The organism is Streptomyces sp. PL-25, from assembly GCF_058344915.1.
The window spans coordinates 740,327-756,760 of the sequence record NZ_CP136997.1; the positions used below are offsets into that span (position 1 = coordinate 740,327).

The 16,434-nt window shown below is 73.2% G+C and carries 15 protein-coding genes; 9 read left to right on the top strand and 6 right to left on the bottom strand.

The window, feature by feature from the left end:
* Positions 1 to 41: 41 nt before the first annotated feature.
* Positions 42 to 1,085 (top strand): 2,3-diaminopropionate biosynthesis protein SbnA, encoded by a 1,044-nt coding sequence (gene sbnA, locus R4Z62_RS03195; RefSeq protein WP_064531298.1) that lies wholly within the window; start codon positions 42 to 44, stop codon positions 1,083 to 1,085.
* Between the two features lie 141 nt (positions 1,086 to 1,226).
* Here the strand turns inward: sbnA and R4Z62_RS03200 are convergent, their stop codons facing one another.
* Together R4Z62_RS03200 and R4Z62_RS03205 are read right to left on the bottom strand one after the other, a co-directional pair.
* On the bottom strand, positions 1,227 to 1,988 hold the full coding sequence (locus tag R4Z62_RS03200) for a response regulator (RefSeq protein ID WP_491519063.1): 762 nt from the start codon (positions 1,986 to 1,988) through the stop codon (positions 1,227 to 1,229).
* A 3-nt stretch (positions 1,989 to 1,991) separates the two neighbouring features.
* Positions 1,992 to 3,221: a sensor histidine kinase gene (locus tag R4Z62_RS03205; RefSeq protein WP_355484885.1), complete on the bottom strand. Its 1,230-nt coding sequence runs from the start codon at positions 3,219 to 3,221 to the stop codon at positions 1,992 to 1,994.
* A gap of 354 nt (positions 3,222 to 3,575) precedes the next feature.
* On the opposite strand from R4Z62_RS03205, the gene R4Z62_RS03210 reads away from it, so the two are divergent.
* The 3 genes from R4Z62_RS03210 to R4Z62_RS03220 all read left to right on the top strand — a co-directional run bounded on the left by R4Z62_RS03210 (position 3,576) and on the right by R4Z62_RS03220 (position 8,224).
* Entirely contained in the window at positions 3,576 to 5,774 is a 2,199-nt protein-coding gene (locus R4Z62_RS03210; RefSeq protein WP_491519064.1) for an MMPL family transporter, read from the top strand.
* Between the two features lie 177 nt (positions 5,775 to 5,951).
* Complete coding sequence (locus R4Z62_RS03215; RefSeq protein WP_491519065.1) at positions 5,952 to 6,995, top strand: phosphotransferase family protein; 1,044 nt, start codon at positions 5,952 to 5,954, stop codon at positions 6,993 to 6,995.
* A gap of 5 nt (positions 6,996 to 7,000) precedes the next feature.
* Complete coding sequence (locus R4Z62_RS03220; protein ID WP_064531303.1) at positions 7,001 to 8,224, top strand: acyl-CoA dehydrogenase family protein; 1,224 nt, start codon at positions 7,001 to 7,003, stop codon at positions 8,222 to 8,224.
* 111 nt (positions 8,225 to 8,335) lie between these two features.
* Here R4Z62_RS03220 and R4Z62_RS03225 read toward each other — a convergent pair whose 3' ends face one another.
* Both R4Z62_RS03225 and R4Z62_RS03230 read right to left on the bottom strand, forming a co-directional pair.
* Positions 8,336 to 8,680 carry a DUF6343 family protein gene (locus tag R4Z62_RS03225; protein WP_079158816.1) on the bottom strand — a complete coding sequence of 115 codons (345 nt, stop codon included), beginning with the start codon at positions 8,678 to 8,680 and terminating at the stop codon, positions 8,336 to 8,338.
* A 219-nt stretch (positions 8,681 to 8,899) separates the two neighbouring features.
* Positions 8,900 to 9,478, bottom strand: a complete 579-nt coding sequence (locus R4Z62_RS03230; protein WP_491519066.1) for a TetR/AcrR family transcriptional regulator — start codon at positions 9,476 to 9,478, stop codon at positions 8,900 to 8,902.
* A 106-nt stretch (positions 9,479 to 9,584) separates the two neighbouring features.
* On the opposite strand from R4Z62_RS03230, the gene R4Z62_RS03235 reads away from it, so the two are divergent.
* The 3 genes from R4Z62_RS03235 (at position 9,585) to crcB (R4Z62_RS03245) (ending at position 11,212) form a co-directional block, all read left to right on the top strand.
* Positions 9,585 to 10,154, top strand: coding sequence for a GNAT family N-acetyltransferase (locus R4Z62_RS03235; protein ID WP_385491330.1), 570 nt, complete (start codon positions 9,585 to 9,587; stop codon positions 10,152 to 10,154).
* A 148-nt stretch (positions 10,155 to 10,302) separates the two neighbouring features.
* Positions 10,303 to 10,788: a fluoride efflux transporter CrcB gene (gene crcB, locus R4Z62_RS03240; RefSeq protein WP_064531306.1), complete on the top strand. Its 486-nt coding sequence runs from the start codon at positions 10,303 to 10,305 to the stop codon at positions 10,786 to 10,788.
* Between the two features lie 49 nt (positions 10,789 to 10,837).
* On the top strand, positions 10,838 to 11,212 hold the full coding sequence (gene crcB / locus R4Z62_RS03245) for a fluoride efflux transporter CrcB (protein WP_018570888.1): 375 nt from the start codon (positions 10,838 to 10,840) through the stop codon (positions 11,210 to 11,212).
* 91 nt (positions 11,213 to 11,303) lie between these two features.
* Here crcB (R4Z62_RS03245) and R4Z62_RS03250 read toward each other — a convergent pair whose 3' ends face one another.
* Positions 11,304 to 13,718: a glycoside hydrolase family 65 protein gene (locus R4Z62_RS03250; RefSeq protein ID WP_491519067.1), complete on the bottom strand. Its 2,415-nt coding sequence runs from the start codon at positions 13,716 to 13,718 to the stop codon at positions 11,304 to 11,306.
* A gap of 302 nt (positions 13,719 to 14,020) precedes the next feature.
* Here R4Z62_RS03250 and R4Z62_RS03255 point away from each other — a divergent pair, with 302 nt between their 5' ends.
* Positions 14,021 to 14,230, top strand: a complete 210-nt coding sequence (locus tag R4Z62_RS03255; RefSeq protein ID WP_385491336.1) for a hypervirulence associated TUDOR domain-containing protein — start codon at positions 14,021 to 14,023, stop codon at positions 14,228 to 14,230.
* Positions 14,231 to 14,464: 234 nt separating this feature from the next.
* On the opposite strand, the gene R4Z62_RS03260 is transcribed toward R4Z62_RS03255, so the two are convergent.
* A complete protein-coding gene (locus R4Z62_RS03260) occupies positions 14,465 to 15,097 on the bottom strand; it encodes a DUF1345 domain-containing protein (RefSeq protein ID WP_355475689.1) in 633 nt (210 codons plus the stop codon).
* 198 nt (positions 15,098 to 15,295) lie between these two features.
* On the opposite strand from R4Z62_RS03260, the gene R4Z62_RS03265 reads away from it, so the two are divergent.
* Positions 15,296 to 16,333 carry a S41 family peptidase gene (locus tag R4Z62_RS03265; protein WP_491519068.1) on the top strand — a complete coding sequence of 346 codons (1,038 nt, stop codon included), beginning with the start codon at positions 15,296 to 15,298 and terminating at the stop codon, positions 16,331 to 16,333.
* The last annotated feature ends 101 nt before the right edge of the window (positions 16,334 to 16,434 follow it).

The window sequence follows — 16,434 nt, forward strand, 5'->3', positions numbered from 1 at the left end:
CTGATCGTCCCGTCCCCCGGCCCAGGCATCAGGAGGTTAGCGTGCCCGTCATTACCGCTCCCCACGCTTTCAACGAAGGCCAGCTCTACGTCGACCTCCGGCCGATCTTCGGGCGCTCGCTCTTCCTGAAGTGCGAGGGCTTCAACTTCGCGGGCTCGATCAAGCTGAAGGCCGCGGTCGAGATGGTGGAGGCCGCGGAGCAGGACGGGCTGCTGAGCAAGGACTCGGTCCTGATCGAGTCCTCGTCCGGCAACCTGGGTGTCGCGCTCAGCATGATCGCGGCCAGCAAGGGCTACCGGTTCCTGTGCGTCACCGACTCCCGCTGCAATCTGTCGACCAGGCTGCTGATGGAGGCGCTGGGCAGCGAGGTCCATGTCATCGCCGACCTGGACGCCAACGGCGGGTTCCTGGGCGCCCGGATCGACTACGTGCGCGCCCTGTGCGCCTCCGACCAGCGGTACGTGTGGCTCAGCCAGTACACGAACCCCGGCAACTGGGGTGCGCACTACCGTCGTACGGCACCGGAGATCGCCCGTCAGTTCCCGCGTCTGGACGTGCTGTTCGTGGGCGCGGGCACGACCGGGACGCTGATGGGGTGCGCGCGCTACTTCCGCGAGTGGCACCGGCCGGTGCGGATCGTCGCGGTGGACACCGTCGGCTCGGTGGCCTTCGGCGGTGCGCCGGGCCGCCGGATGATCCCCGGCCTCGGCATGAGCATGCGTCCCCCGCTGCTGGACGAGTCCTTCGTCGACGAGGTGATCCGGGTGGAGGAGGCGGACACGATCCGCGCCTGCCACCGGCTGGCCCGGCGCGGGTTCCTGTTCGGCGGCTCCACCGGCACGGTGGTCAGCGGGGCCATGTCCTGGCTGGCCGAGCACGACGAGCGCGATCTGACGGCGGTGGCCATCGCCCCCGACCTCGGCGAACGCTATCTCGACACGATCTACCAGTCGACCTGGCTGGAGGATCTCTACGGCGACCAGGTGCTCGATCCGAAGGCGATGACCGCCCCCAAGGGGATGACCACCGCCACCCGCGACGCGGAGCCGGTGCCCCGCACTCCGGACGGGCGCCGCAAGCCGTAGCCCGCTCTGGTGTGCGCGGCCTCGCGGGCCCGGCGGACGACTGTGCCGGGCCCGCGTGGGCCGTCCGTTCCGTCCTTGTCGGTCCCGTCGGTTCTGCCAGTCCAGTCGGTTCTGCCAGTCCAGCCAGTCCTGCCAGTCCTGTCAGTCCCGTCCCGCCTGCTGCCCGGCCGCGACCAGGCCCGACTCGTAGGCGGCGATGACCGCCTGCGCCCGGTCCCGGACGGCGAGTTTGTCGAAGATGCTGGTGATGTAGTTCTTGACGGTGGAGACGCTGATCTCCAGGGTCTGCGCGATCTCGGTGTTGTCCAGGCCGGTGGCCAGCAGCCGCCAGACCTCCACCTCGCGCGGGGTGAGCGCCGCGGTGCCCTCGGCGGCGGGCCGCTCGCGGCCCTGCGGCGCCGCCCGCCCGGTCCTGACGTAGGCGCGGATGAGCCGGGTCAGCAGCCGGGGCGCGACGACGGCCTCACCCGTGCGGACGGTGCGGATCGCGGCCACCAGTTCCTCGGGTGAGCTGTCCTTGGGCAGGAAGCCGTACGCGCCGGCGCGCAGGGCGGCGACCACGTACTCGTCCATGTCGAAGGTGCTGAGGGCGAGCACCCGGCACTCGGGCAGGTCCCGGACGAGCCGCTCGGTGGCGGCCACCCCGTCGAGGACGGGCATCCGGATGTCCATGACCACGACGTCGGGGCGGTGCTTCCCGGCCAGCACGAGCGCCTGCTCGCCGTTCTCGGCCTCGGCGACCACGGTGATGTCCGGGGCGGGCCCGAGGATCAGCGCGAGACCGCGGCGCACCAGCGGCTGGTCGTCGGCGATCAGCACCCGCACCGCCCGCTCCCCCGCGTCCCGCGCGGCGTCCTCGGCGGTGCCGCCCACGGCCCCGTCCACGGCGTCGGTCTCGCTCACCCGTCAGCTCTCCTCGTCCGCGCCCGCCGGCGCCTCCAGCGGCAGGCTCGCCGCGACCCGGAAGCCGCCCTCGGGCAGCGGGCCGGACTCCAGTGTGCCGCCGTGCAGGGCGACCCGTTCACGCATGCCGATCAGACCGTATCCGCTGCCGGGGCCGGGCGCCGGGGCGGGCTCGGCGGACTCCGCCTCGGCCCGGTCGGTGACGGTCACCCGCACGCTCCCGGGCAGGCAGGTCAGGCGGACCTCCACCGGTACGGAGGGCCCGGCGTGCTTGCGGGCGTTGGTCAGCGCCTCCTGGACGATCCGGTAGAGGGTGAGGCCGACCACCTGGGGCAGCGGCGCCGGATCGCCGTCCACGGTCAGCACGGCGGGCTGCCCGGCCTGCCGGGACTCCTTGATCAGGCGGTCCAGGTCGTCGAGGCCGGGCTGCGGCGCCTCCGGGGTGCCGTCGGGACCGGTCGTGGTGTCCTCGTCGGCCCGCAGCACGTCCAGGAGCTGGCGCATCTCGCGCAGCGCGAGCCGTCCCGACTCCTCCAGGGTGACGAGGGCCTCGCGGACGACACCGGCGTCGTGGTCGAGGTTGGCGCGGGCGCCGCCCGCCATCAGCTGCATGGTGGTGATGCGGTGGGCGACGATGTCGTGCAGCTCCCGGGCGATACGGCGGCGTTCCTCGGCCACCGCCCGGTCGGCGAGCAGGCGCCGGTTGGCCTCCGTCTCGCGCTGCCAGCGGTTGACCACCAGAGCGGCGCCGACGATGAGCACGGCGGCCACACAGGCACTGGTCAGGTTCAGGACGCCGCCCGGGGCGGCGATGCCGGGGGTGAGCAGGGTGATGCCGACGGCCCCGGCGGCCGCGGCGGCCGTCGCCCAGGGACGGCCGGTGCGGGCGGCCGTGTAGAGGGCGACCGCCAGGGTGGCGCCGAAGTGCTGCTCCATCGGCACCGACAGGTTCAGCGCCGCGCCGAGGACCAGGACGGCCGTCATGACCGTCAGCGGGAACAGCCGCCGCACCAGCAGCGGCAGCGCGGACAGCGTCAGCAGCAGGACGCCGACACCCGATACCGGTATGCCCGTGAGCTGCGGGAACGCGGTGTATCCGACGATGTCGACGGCGGCCGCGCCGACGGTCAGCAGCGCGTCGTTGCGGGTCCACGGCAGGGCGTCGGTGCCCGGCGGGAACAGGCGTCCGCGCAGGCCGCGACGGTTCGGCGCGGTGCTGCGGCGCGTCGCCATGGTGGTCCTCTCCGCGCTGCTCCGCGCCGTGGTCGCCCGGTGCCCGCGGGCACCGGTGTCTGCTGTCCCCCGCTCGCCCATTGTCGCAGCGGGCCGCGCCGCCGGGCTCCGACCTGCGGCCGAGACCGGACCGGGACCAGGGTCCTGGTCCGGCACCCGGGCGGTCCCGGGGCCCCCTGCCGCTTCTCATCCCGCGCTCGGACGATCTCCGCGCATTCCGGTGATTCGCTGGAAGGGCACTGTCCGAGAACGTCCCGAACGGGAGCCCCCGTGATTCGCGCCCTGACCGGATTCTCCACGAGAAATCCATGGAAAGTCATCACCCTATGGGTACTGCTGGGAATAGGACTGACCATGGTGGGTCAGGCCCTGATGTACCGCGTCACCGAGAGTCAGCTGGGTGACTTCCTGCCCGACAAGTACGACTCGGCGGCGGCCCTGCACATCGCCGAGGACAAGTTCGGGATCAAACCGGACGCCAACTCCGTGATCATGCTGGTCAAGCGGGACGACGGCAAGCCGCTCAAGGCGGCCGACCAGCGGCACGCCGAGTCGGTGGCCGCGGCGCTCGGCAAGCAGAGGGTGGCCATGCCGGAATCGGAGGACGCGCCGCCTTTCCTGGCGAAGGACTATTCGCAGACGCCGAAGATCGCCCCGGGTACGGTCGCACCGCACCGTACTTTCGTGCTCTTCTCGGTCGGACTCTCCGGAAATTCGACCGACCCGGGCCTTCAGAATGTCTTCAAGGAATTCCGGAAGAGCGCTTCCGGCCGGTACGCGCAGGACGGGCTGCGCACCGGATTCACCGGCGGACTGGCCGACACCGTCGACAGCCAGGACGCGGAGAAGACGACGAGCACGGTGGCCGGCGTGCTCACCGTCGCGCTGATCGTGCTGCTGAACGTCCTGGTGTTCCGCAGTGTCTTCGCGGCGCTGCTGCCGCTGCTGGCGGTCGCCATCGTCGGCGGGGCCGCCTCGGGTGCCGTGGTCGGCGCGGCCCTGCTCAGCGGGATCCGGCTGGACCCGAGCACACCACAGCTGATCAGCGTGGTGCTGCTGGGCATCGGCATCGACTACTTCCTGTTCCTGCTGTTCCGCTTCCGTGAACGGCTGCGCGCCCAGCCGGACCGTGCGCCGCGCGAGATCGCGGGCGAGGTCACGGGCCGGGTGGGTTCCGCGATCACCTCGGCCGCGCTGACCATCGTGGCCGCCTTCGCCACCCTGGGCATCGCGAGCTTCGGCCAGTTCCGGGTGCTGGGCCCGGCCATCGCGATCTCCGTCCTGGTGATGCTGCTGGCCAGCCTGACCTTCATGCCCGCCCTGTTGGCGGTCACCGGCCGGAAGATGTTCTGGCCCTCGCGCGCCCTGAAGCGCGCGCCGCGCGAGGGCACGGCCGGGAGCTTCGGCGCCGCCGTCGCCCGCCGCCCGCTGGCCGTCGCCGCCGGTGCCGTCGTCCTGCTGGGCGCACTGGCCGCCGGGACGATCGGCATGAAGATGGACTACGGCACCGGCAGCGGCGGCGGTGACACCCCGGCCGCCGCCACCGCTGCCGAGATCTCCCGCGCACTGCCCGCGGGCGTGTCCGACCCGACCGACGTCTACGTCACCAGGGACGGCGGCGCCCTCGACCGGCGCGGCGTGGACGCCCTGGCCACGGCGCTCGGCCGCACCGAGGGGGTGGGCCAGGTGAGCCCCGCCGTCTACGACAAGGCGGGCGACGCGGCCCGGATCAGCCTCTACCTGACCGCCGACCCGCAGAGCCAGAAGGCGCGCGACCTGGTGTCCGGTCCGGTGCGGGCGGCCGTCGCCGCGCACACGCCCGCGGGCGCCGAGGCCCATGTCGGCGGCACCGCGGCGATCTTCGCGGACATCTCCACCGCCGTCTCCGAGGACCTCGAACTGGTCTTCCCCGTGGCCGCCGCGCTCATCGCGCTGATCCTGCTCGTCCTGCTGCGCAGCGTGCTGGCGCCCGCGGTGCTGATGATCTCCGTCGGGCTCGGCTTCGCCGCCACGCTCGGCGCCTCGACGCTGGTGTTCCAGCATCTGCGCGGCGAGCCCGGTGTCGCCTTCACCCTGCCGCTGGTGCTCTTCCTGTTCGTGGTGGCGCTGGGCACCGACTACAACATCCTCATCAGCGACCGCGTACGGGAGGAGATGGAGCGGCCCGGACCGGCCCGTGCGGCGGTGGCCCGCGCCGTGCGGCACACGGCTCCGGCCGTGGCCACCGCGGGGCTGGTGCTGGCCGGTTCCTTCGGCAGCCTCGCGGTGAACCCGGACGCGAGCACCCAGCAGATCGGCTTCGCGACGGCCCTGGGCATCCTGCTGTCGGCGTTCGTCCTGTCGATCGCGCTGGTCCCGGCCCTCGCCGCGCTGCTCGGCCGCTCCCTGTGGTGGCCCGTCCGCCCGCGCCGCGCCGCACGGCCGCGGCCGTCCTCCCCGTACGAGCCCGACGAGCGCCCCGGTCCGGGGGCGGGGCAGCCGTTCGGCCACCGGCCCGGGGTCCCGGGCCAGGACCCCGCACCCGGCCCGTACGACCACATCGGCACGAACTGACCGACGCGCCGCCCGCCCAGGACCGCCGCCGCTGCCCAGCGGCGGCGGCCCTCGTCGGCTTCCGCGGTCCCCGCCCCGAGACGCCGATCACTTTCCCCGGATGTGGTCTGGACTACATACCGACTAGTCAGCATGATGGTCGGGATCCGATGCCGACCCCGCCCCCAGGAGCGCTGGATGAGCCCCGACCACCCGCCCGGACTCGATCTCGACCGGCTGCGCGACCTGCTCGACCGCGAGCGCCCCGGCCTGGTGCGGGGCCCCCTGACCGGCCGGCTGATCGAGGGCGGCCGGTCCAACCTGACGTACGCCGTCTCCGACGGCACCGGCCGCTGGGTCGTACGGCGGCCGCCGCTCGGGCATGTGCTGGCCACCGCGCACGACATGAGGCGCGAGCACCGGGTGATCAGCGCGCTGCGGCCGACGGACGTACCCGTGCCGGGCACCGTGCTGCTGTGCGAGGACGAGGAGGTGCTGGGCGCGCCGTTCTATGTGATGGAGTTCGTCGAGGGCACCCCGTACCGCACGGCCGGCCAGCTCGCCCCGCTCGGCCCGGAGCGCACCCGTGGCGCGGTGCTGTCCCTGGTCGACACGCTCGTCGCCCTGCACGCGGTCGACCCCGCCGAGGTGGGCCTCGCCGACTTCGGCCGGCCGGAGGGCTTCCTCGACCGGCAGCTGCGCCGCTGGGGCAAGCAGCTCGACGCCTCCCGCGACCGCGACCTGCCCGGCATCGACGAGCTGCACGCCGCCCTCGGGCGCGAGCTGCCCGTCTCCCCCGCGCCCGCCGTGGTGCACGGCGACTACCGCCTGGACAACGCGCTGATCGGGCCGGACGACCGGATCCGGGCCGTGCTCGACTGGGAGATGTCCACGCTCGGCGACCCGCTCACCGACCTGGGCCTGCTGGTCATGTACTGCACTCCGCTGGGCATGCCGGACTCGCCCGTGTCCACCACCGCCGAGGCGCCGGGCCACCCCTCGCCCGCCGAACTGATCGAGCGGTACGCCGCGCGCTCGGGGCGCGATGTGTCCGCCGTCTCCTGGTACACCGCGTTCGCCTGGTTCAAGCTCGCGGTGATCCTGGAGGGCATCCACTACCGGTACACGCTCGGGCGGACGGTCGGCGGCGGCTTCGACCGTATCGGCGACCTCGTCCCCGTCTTCATCCAGCACGGCCTGACCACGTTGCACGACGGCCCCCAGGGCCTCCAGGAGGGCTGATCCCCATGGACTTCGCGTTCGACGCGCGCACCGAGGAACTGCGCGCCCGGCTCCTCGCCTTCATGGACGAGTACGTGTACCCGGCCGAGGAGACCGCGCACGAGCAGCGCGCCCGCCTCGCCTCGCCCTGGGAGAACCCCCCGGTGGTGGAGGAGCTGAAGGCCGAGGCACGGCGGCAGGGCCTGTGGAACCTGTTCCTGCCGGACGCCGAGCACGGCGCCGGTCTGACCAACCTCCAGTACGCCCCGCTGGCCGAGATCACCGGCCGCTCCCCGCAGCTGGCGCCCACCGCGACCAACTGCGCCGCGCCGGACACGGGCAACATGGAGGTGCTCGCGCAGTTCGGCGACGAACGGCAGCGGAAGCAGTGGCTCCAGCCGCTGCTGGCGGGCGAGATCCGCTCGGCGTTCGCGATGACCGAGCCGGAGGTGGCCTCCTCGGACGCCACCAACATCACCACGCACATCGAGCGGGCGGACGACGGCTCGGACGAGTACGTGATCACCGGCCGCAAGTGGTACATCTCCGGGGCGATGCACCCCGACTGCAAGATCTTCATCGTGATGGGCAAGACGGACCCGGATGGCGCGGACGTGCGCCGCCAGCAGTCCATGGTGCTGGTGCCGCGCGACACACCGGGCGTCACCGTGCGGCGGGCCATGCGGGTCTTCGGGTACGAGGACCACTACCACGGCGGGCACGCCGAGGTGGTCTTCGACCACGCGCGCGTCCCGGTGTCGAACCTCATCGGCGAGGAGGGCGGCGGCTTCGCCATCGCCCAGGCCCGGCTGGGTCCGGGCCGGATCCACCACTGCATGCGGCTGATCGGCATGGCTGAGCGCGCCATCGAGCTGATGTGCCGCCGGGCGGTCTCCCGTACGGCGTTCGGCAAGGCGCTGGCCCAGCAGGGCGTGGTGCAGAACTGGATCGCGGACGCCCGTGTCCAGGTCGAGCAGTTGCGGCTGCTGGTGCTGAAGACGGCCTGGCTGATGGACACGGTCGGCAACAAGGGCGCCCACACCGAGATCCAGGCCATCAAGATCGCCACCCCGCGCGCGGTGGTCGGCATCCTGGACCGGGCGATCCAGCTCTACGGCGCGGGCGGGGTCAGCCAGGACTTCCCGCTGGCCGAGCTGTACGCGGGCGCGCGCACCCTGATGCTCGCCGACGGCCCCGACGAGGTGCACCAGCGCTCGCTGGCGCGGCGGGAGCTGAAGCAGTACCTGTAGGCGCGTTGCCGGTGCGGGACCGCCGTCACGCGCCGGGTCCGCGCCGTCGCGCGCGGGTATGCCGTCCTCCGGGTGCCGGGACCCGGCTCCCGGGCGCGCCCGGGAGCCGCCTCAGCGCCCGGACGGCACCGCGCCCCGCTCGCGCCGCAGCCGCCGGACGACGACCGCCACGTCGGCCGCGGCCAGCAGCGCGAGCACCGCGCAGACGGCGGCGGCGATGACGAGGGGGCCGCGGCCCGGGTTCTCGCCCGGCACGGCCTGCGCCGCCCACACGGCGAAGAAGGCGGCGGCCCCGGCGAACAGCGGCAGGAAGACCCCCGACAGGAGCAGCCGCAGTCCCAGGGGGCTCTGGGCGGTCATCGGCTCGGTGCCGGTCCGGGGGTATCTGCGGCCGAACGCGCCGGAGCGCGACCGCGGGACCGGCTCCCTCCTGCGTTCCGGGTCGTTCTGGCTCATGACACCTGTCTCCTCCGCCCCGGCCGCCGCCAGCGCTACGGTGCGCTCACGGCCGGTTCGCGGTCGCGTCGCGGTGGGTCCGCGGGGCTCGTGGTGGATCCGCGGGGCTCGTGGTGGATCCGTCCCGGGCCGCGTAGCCCGTGTGCGCGGAGGTAAACCGCGTGCCGGGCAGCAGGAGCCCCGGTCCACCCGGCGGGCGTGCCCCGGCCCGGTGGCGCGTCAGCCGTCGAGCAGGGCCAGGTGGTGGCGGACGGCGGCGCTCGCACGGGGCTCGTCGTCGGTGGCGAGGAGGTCGAGCAGGGCGCCGCGGAGCACCGCGAGCGCCAGGGTCCTGCGGGTGGTGCCGGGCCCGGTGTCCCGCTCGGCGGGCGGCTGGCAGGCGGCGAGCACCGCGAGCCAGTCCTCGACGGTGGCGCGGGCGAACCCGGCCCACGGCCCGTCCGGCTCGACCAGGGAGCGGGCGTACGCCTCGGCCCACAGCCGCAGCAGCGGGCGGTGCCCGGCGGCGGCGAGCCAGGCCCAGACCCGCTCGGTGGCCGCGGGCAGGCCGATGGGCTCGCCGGGGCCGCGCAGAGGGTCCAGGATCGCCAGTTCGTCCGCGCGGGCACGCGCCAGCAGGGCCCGTACGAGACCGTCCTTGCTGCCGAAGAGGAACAGCAGGACCCGGGGGCTGGAACCGACGGCCGTGGCCAGCGGGCGCAGCGACAGGTCGGTCAGACCGTGCGCGAGGACGTACCGGTAGGCGGCCTCCAGCAGTTCGGTCTGGCGTGCGGAGGGGGCTGCCGCTGACGGGGACATGGAGCTAGCCTAGCGGTACTGAAACAGTCGTGTCAGTGCCCGGTGCGGAAGCGGTGGTACGCCCTGCCGCCGGGCGCGGACGACGGAGCCAGCGGAGGGACACGCCATGTCGGAGCAGCGGGGAGAGGCCGTGATCGCGCGGCCCGAGGACCGGCCGCGGATCACCGTGCGGCGCGCCGACCGTCCCGGCGACCTGGGCTGGACGGTGATGGCCCACGGCGAGGTCTACGCCCGGCAGTTCGGCTGGAACACCGACTTCGAGGCCCTGGTCGCCGGGATCGTCGCCGCGTACGCGGCGGGGCACGACCCGGCCCGGGAGGCGGGCTGGATCGCCGAGGCCGGCGGGGAGCGCGTGGGCTGCGTCTTCCTGGTCGCCGGTGACACACCGGAGGTGGCGCGGCTGCGCATCCTGCTCGTCACCGAGGCGGCCCGGGGGCTGGGCGCGGGCGGCCGCCTGGTCGGGACCTGTCTGGAGTTCGCCCGCGAGGCCGGCTACCGGCGGGTCACGCTGTGGACCAACGACGTGCTGGAGTCCGCGCGCCGGATCTACCAGGGGTACGGTTTCACGCTCGCCGACGAGGAGCCCCATCACAGCTTCGGCCGGGACCTCGTCGGGCAGAACTGGACGCTCGACCTGGCCCCGGACCCGCGCACGGCCCCTCCGGGCACACGGTAGGCTGGCCGTGCGGCGCACCCCGAGTGCGTCGCGCGGCGGTGGGGCCCGCCGCACCCAACCGCGGCGACGGCGCCGCCAACGGTCCCTGCTTGCGACTTCAGTGTGCCCGGGGACGTGCCGGGCGCTGTGCGAGTAGGAGAACCCGCGTATGGAAGAGGCCCGACCTCAGGTGCTCGGCGAACCCATCGACCCCGATGTCGAACTGCACGGGCCCACCCCGCGGCGCGAGCCGTTCGCCGGGCAGGGGCCCTTCGTGGCGGTGGTCGCGGCGGGCGGCGCGATCGGCGCGACGGCCCGTTACGGCGCCGGGCTCCTGTGGCCCACGGCCGACGGCGCGTTTCCCCTGACGACGTTCCTGGTCAATGTGATCGGCTGCGGTGTCATCGGCGTCTTCATGGTGCTGATCACCGATGTGTGGTCCGCGCACCGGCTCGTCCGGCCGTTCTTCGGCACCGGTGTGCTGGGCGGCTTCACCACCTTCTCCACCTACGCGGTCGACATCCAGCGCCTCGTCGACCAGGGCCGCGCCGCCACGGGTCTCGTCTACCTGGCCGTGACCATGCTGGCGGCGCTGGCGTCGGTGTGGACCACGGCGAACCTGACCCGCCGGGTGATCGAGTGGAGGACGCGATGAACGTCCGGGACGTCACTGCGGCCGCCGTCCGCTCCGAGGGGGAGAACGCGTGAACTGGCTTCTCGTGGTGCTCGGCGCCGTGGTCGGCGCCCCGATGCGCTATCTGACCGACCGCGCGGTGCAGTCCCGGCACGACACCGTGTTCCCCTGGGGCACCTTCACCGTCAACATGGTCGGCTGCCTCACCCTCGGCCTGATCACCGGCGCGGTCCTCGCGGGCGGTGCCTCCTCCCAGGTCCAGCTCCTGCTGGGCACCGGGCTGTGCGGGGCGCTCACCACCTATTCGACCCTGTCGTACGAGACCCTGCGGCTGGCGGAGGAGGGCGCGCGCTTCTTCGCCGCGGCCAACGCGGTCGCGAGCATCGTCGGCGGTCTCGGCGCGGCCTTCACCGGCGCGGCGCTCGCCCAGGCGATCTGGGCCTGACCTCGTCAGCTTGTGCCGCCTTCGGCTGTTCCTGAGGGGCCCTGCTACTTGTTGCTGAGGGGCCCCGGCGGTCCGGCCGCGCGGGCCCGTCTCAGTGGTCGTCGTCGGTCAGGAGGATGCGGCAGGTCTCGCCCGGTTCGATGCCGAGGGCGCGGCCGGGCAGGCGTACGTCGATCGGGGCGCAGACGGAGCGGGGCACGGCGATCTCCATGCGGCCGTGCTCCATCCGCAGCCGTACGCCCCAGTGGCCCCGGTAGCGCAGGGTGACGCCGTAGGAGGACAGCTCGGGCAGCGGGACCGGATCGAGCCACAGCGCGTCCTCGCGGGTCTCCAGACCGGTCAGTCCGCGCTGCACGAGGTCCAGGGTGCCCGCCATGGCGCCCAGGTGGATACCCTCGCCGGTGGTGCCGCCCTGCACATCGGCGATGTCGCCGCGCAGCGCCTCGCGGACGAACCCCCAGGCGTCGGCGCGGCGGGCGCGGGCCAGGATCCAGCCGTGCACCAGACCGCTGAGGGTGGATCCGTGGCTGGTGCGGGCGAGGTAGTGGTCGACGGTGCGGGTCCACAGGTCCTCGTCGAGCCGGTGTCCCAGCCGGCCGAACAGGGACCGCAGTTCGGCGGGGGCGAAGAGGTAGCCGAGCATCAGCGCGTCGGCCTGCTTGGACGCCTTGTAGCGGTTGACGGTGTCGCCCTCGGCCTCCAGGATCCGGTCCAGGCGGCGGATGTCGCCGTAGCGGCGGCGGTAGCCGGCCCAGTCGAGTTCGGCGAGGTCCGCGTACCCCTCGAACTGGCTGACGACGCCGTCGTGGAAGGGCACGTGCAGGGTGCGGGACACCTCCTCCCACCGCTCGGGCTCGCCGTCCTCCACCCGTAGACGCGCGAGGAGTTCGCGGCGGCGCGGTTCGGGCAGGGTGCGCAGGGTGTCCAGGGCGCGGGCGAGGACCCAGGCGGCGGTGACATTGGTGTAGGCGTTGTCGTCGAGGCCCGGCCGGTCCGCGTCCGGGTAGGCGTCGTGGTACTCGTCGGGGCCCATCACGCCGAGGATGCGGTGCCGTCCCAGCCGGGCGTCCCAGGTGGCCGAGTCCGCCCAGAACCGGGCGATCTGGAGCAGCATCTCGGCGCCCTCGGTGTGCAGGAAGTCGGTGTCCCCGGTGGCCTGGACGTACTGCCACACGTTGTAGGCGACGGCGGAGCCGACATGCCGCTGGAGGTGCGAGTGGTCGGGCAGCCAGCGCCCCGAACGCGGGTTGAGGTGCAGGCGCTGGGTCTCCTCCCGGCCGTCGCTGCCGCTCTGCCACGGGTACATCGCCCCGCGGCGGCCCACCGCGCGCGCCGCCGCGCAGGCCGGTCCGAGCCGCCGGTGGCGGTAGCGCAGCAGACCCCGGGAGACCTCGGGGAAGTGCAGGTTCAGGAAGGGCAGCACGAACAGTTCGTCCCAGAAGACATGGCCGCGGTAGGCCTCGCCGTGCAGCCCCCGGGCGGGCACACCGACGTCCAGGTCGGCGGTGTGCGGGGAGAGGGTCTGCAGGACGTGGAAGAGGTGCAGGCGCAGGATGCGTCCGGCCTCTGCGGGCACGTCGATGTCGGCGCGCCGCCACAACTGCTCCCAGACCTTACGGTGTTCCTCCAGCAGCGCGGCGAAGCCGGGCGCCGCGCGCACCCGGTCGACGGCGGCGTGCACCGGGTCGCCGATGGCCGGGTCACGGGAGGTGTGCAGCGCGGCGGTCTTGTCGACGGTGACGGTCCGGCCGGGCGCCAGCCGCAGCCGCAGTTCCTGCACCGCGCGCAGGTGCTCGTGCCGGCCGGGCACCGGAGCGGCGGGCCCGTCGCAGGCCAGCCGGGTCGCCAGGCCGATACGGATGTCGGAGGTACGGGTGCGGCAGCGCAGCCAGACGGTGTCAGGCGCCGCCGTGCCGGTGTGCACATGGGTGAGGTGCCGCCCGGCCAGGTCCCGGTAGCGGGGTACGCCCGCGTTGATGACGCCGCCGTCGATCGCCGCCTCGGTCTCGACGTCCGCCGTGAACCCCTCGGCGGTGAACTCGGTGCGCAGCGCGGCGAGATGCGGGTCCCCCATGTGCACGATGCGCTGCTGGCGCACGGTCAGCGAGCGCGCGGGGCCGAGCCCGTACCGGGTACGGCGTTCGAGTAGTCCGGCGTCGAGACGGAGGACCTGCCGGTGGTCGAGGACCGTCGCGGTGTCCGGGGTCAGCCAGGAGCCGCCCGCGAGGCGGAAGCGCAGCGGCAGCCAGTTGGGAACGTTGACCATGTCCTCGTTCTCGATGTGCCCGATGTGCTCGACGTGCTCGGCCTCGCGGCCCGCCACCCTGGAGACGAGCCGGTTGTAGCACCCGGCCACATAGGTGCCCGGGTAGTGCACGGCGTCCGCGGCGCACTCCGGGAGCGCCCCGCGGGTGGCGAAGCAGCCGTTGCCGAGGGTGCACAGCGCCTCCCTCAGGCGCTCGTGCTCCGGTTCGTAGCCGTCGTAGGCCCAGCTCAGCGCCTGCATCTCAGCATCACAGCGCCTTCGTCACAGCGTTCTCGTCGTGGTCGATCACAGCGTCGTCGTCGGGGCCGCCGGTGGTCGGCGCGGCGCGGGTGCGTCGGCGCCCCCGCCTCCGCCACCGCCCGCCTCCGCGTCCGCCTCCTGTTCACGGCCATGGTCCCAGCCGGACGGCACGGCCGCGAGCGGGGAGCCGGGGCGCCGTGCGGGAGGCCGCCGCCACCGGGGCCGACGGGTGGCGCGGGCTCGGCCGGGGTACTCGTGCACGGTCTTCCGGCAGGCGGGAAATGCGAGGAAGGGGTGCGGTGATGGCAAAGGAATTCACGGTCGGGGACCATGTGCGGTGGAATTCTGAGGCCGGATACGTGGAGGGTGTCATCGTGAAGAAGCACACCCACGACGTCGAATTCAAGGGCCGTACACGCCACTGCTCGAAGGACGATCCCCAGTACGAGATCAAGAGCGACAGGACCGAGCACACGGCGATGCACAAGGGAGGGGCGCTGACCAGGCTGTAGGGCGATGAACCGCGTCCTCACGATCGGGCACTCGACACGGGAGTTCGACGACCTGGTGAAGCAGTTGCGGCAATTCCCGCAGCCCTTCCGGGTCCCCCGGGGCGCGTGGGTGTTTCCTCAACAAGGGGAAGGACCGCGCATCAAGGGGAAGGACCGCGCATCGACGAGACACGCTGAACGAGCACGCGCGGGTCCGTGACGGACAGCCGACCTGTCCCGCCCCCTCCGGCGGGGTCAGCGGGTGACGATGCCCGCGACGAGGTTGATCGCCGTGGCGAGAATGCTGGTGCCGAAGACGTACGACAGCAGGCAGTGGCGCAGCACCATGGCCCGGATCGCCGGACTCGACACTCCGGTGTCGGAGACCTGGTAGGTCATGCCGAGGTTGTAGCTGAAATAGAAGAAATCCCGGTACGCCGGTGGCTCCGGGGAATTGAAGTCGATCCCCCGGGTGGACTCGGGATAATAGAGGAACGCGTAACGGGTGGCGTACATGAGGTGCAGCGCGGCCCAGGCCATGAACACACCGCCGAGCGCCGTCGCGGCGTGCACGGGATCGGAATTGCCGAGCAGAAGCACCGCGATACCCGCCAGACCGCACACGGCCGCCGCGACCACGACGAGTTCCTCGGCGACCGGACGCAGATCCTCGCGCCGTGCGTGCACATGGGTCTCCTCGGCGTCCATGGGCCACAGCACGATCCACCCGGTCACCACGAAGAGCGTCTCCGTCGCGGTGATTCCCGCCAGGACACCGAGCGGTGCGTCCGTCGGCATGGCGACCGCCGCCCCGATCAGCACTCCGGCGACCACCGCGCAGACGAGACGCGGGATCGCGGAGAAGAAGAGCGGAAACCGTCTGCTCATACGCCATGACGGTAGCGGTTTCCCCTTTGTGCGGCTTCCGGAGTCTCACCGCCTTCCGGCCGGTGCTTCCGCCGCCGGACGCCGGTTTTCCACAGGCCGGAACGGCGGACGATCACCGGCGTTAGGGTGCCTTCCAGGGACGGGGCCTGTGCGTCCGGGCATCGGGTCATGTGGTCGTCGGGGCATCTGGGGGACGGAATGAGGCGAGGACGTTCACCGCGCGTACCGGTGTGCGCCGGGCTGCTCGTGGTCGTCATGGCGGCGACGGCGTGCACCGGCGGCGGTGCGCGGGACTCGGCCGACGGCGACATGGCGCCCGCGGCGCGGACCTACCTGTCGAAGGCGCTGGACATCATGGAGGAGCACTCGCTCCGCCGTCGCCAGGTCGACTGGACCGCCCTGCGCCGCAGCACATTCGCGCAGGCACACGGCGCGCGCGGACCGGCGGACACCTACGAGGCGATCGAGGTGGCGTTGAGCCGTCTGGGCGACCGGCACAGCCAGTTCTGGGATCCGGCGCAGGCCAAGGCCCAGCTGGACCCCTCCGCGACGCCCGCCGAGCCACCCCGGAGCCGTTCGCTCGGGCACAGCGTCGGCTACCTCGCCCTGCCCGGCGTGGACGGCGCCCAGAAGACGTACGACACATATGTGCGACAGGGCCGCGACGCCGTGGCGAGGACGGACCGGGCGGGAGCCTGCGGCTGGGTGGTGGATCTGAGAGGGTCGACCGGCGGCGGGATGTGGCCGGTCCTCGCGGTCGCCGGGCCGGTCCTGGGCGACGGCACGGTGGGCGCCTTCGTGGACGCCGACGGGAAGAAGTCCGTGTGGTCGGTCAAGGACGGCACCCCCTACCAGGACGGCACATCGGCCGGCTGGGGCGCCGCGAAGCCCCTCGCCCAGGCCACGCCGCCGGTCGCGGTACTGACCGGAGGGGCGACGCGCAGCGCGGGCGAGGCGGTCGTGATCGCCTTCCACGGGCGCCCGCACACCCGCTTCTTCGGCGAACCGACCCAGGGCCTCCCGACGGGGAACGCGTCGTACCCCCTCCCCGACGGCGCGCTGCTCCTCCTCACCGGCGCCCGGGAAGCTGACCGGACCGGCCGCGTCTACGACGGGCCGATCCCGCCGGACGAGGAGGTCGTCAAGGACCCCCGCCCGGCGGCCCGCGACCGTGACGACCCCCTGCACGCGGCCCGCGCCTGGCTGCTCGCCCAGGAGGGCTGCCGCAGGTCGTGATCCGGCCGACGGAGCACGGTGACCGGGTCCGGCACTCCCGGGGGGACGGCGGCACAGCGCTCGCGGGCGCGCGGCCCCGAGTTGCTCGGACGACTGCCGAG

Coding starts and splice junctions, on each gene's coding strand:
- R4Z62_RS03205 (WP_355484885.1), bottom strand. CDS start 3,221: ATGGCGACGCGCCGCAGCACCGCGCCGAACCGTCGCGGCCTGCGCGGA.
- R4Z62_RS03210 (WP_491519064.1), top strand. CDS start 3,576: ATGGTGGGTCAGGCCCTGATGTACCGCGTCACCGAGAGTCAGCTGGGT.
- R4Z62_RS03215 (WP_491519065.1), top strand. CDS start 5,952: ATGAGCCCCGACCACCCGCCCGGACTCGATCTCGACCGGCTGCGCGAC.
- R4Z62_RS03220 (WP_064531303.1), top strand. CDS start 7,001: ATGGACTTCGCGTTCGACGCGCGCACCGAGGAACTGCGCGCCCGGCTC.
- R4Z62_RS03225 (WP_079158816.1), bottom strand. CDS start 8,680: ATGAGCCAGAACGACCCGGAACGCAGGAGGGAGCCGGTCCCGCGGTCG.
- R4Z62_RS03230 (WP_491519066.1), bottom strand. CDS start 9,478: ATGTCCCCGTCAGCGGCAGCCCCCTCCGCACGCCAGACCGAACTGCTG.
- R4Z62_RS03235 (WP_385491330.1), top strand. CDS start 9,585: ATGTCGGAGCAGCGGGGAGAGGCCGTGATCGCGCGGCCCGAGGACCGG.
- crcB (WP_064531306.1), top strand. CDS start 10,303: ATGGAAGAGGCCCGACCTCAGGTGCTCGGCGAACCCATCGACCCCGAT.
- R4Z62_RS03250 (WP_491519067.1), bottom strand. CDS start 13,718: ATGCAGGCGCTGAGCTGGGCCTACGACGGCTACGAACCGGAGCACGAG.
- R4Z62_RS03255 (WP_385491336.1), top strand. CDS start 14,021: ATGGCAAAGGAATTCACGGTCGGGGACCATGTGCGGTGGAATTCTGAG.
- R4Z62_RS03260 (WP_355475689.1), bottom strand. CDS start 15,097: ATGAGCAGACGGTTTCCGCTCTTCTTCTCCGCGATCCCGCGTCTCGTC.
- R4Z62_RS03265 (WP_491519068.1), top strand. CDS start 15,296: ATGAGGCGAGGACGTTCACCGCGCGTACCGGTGTGCGCCGGGCTGCTC.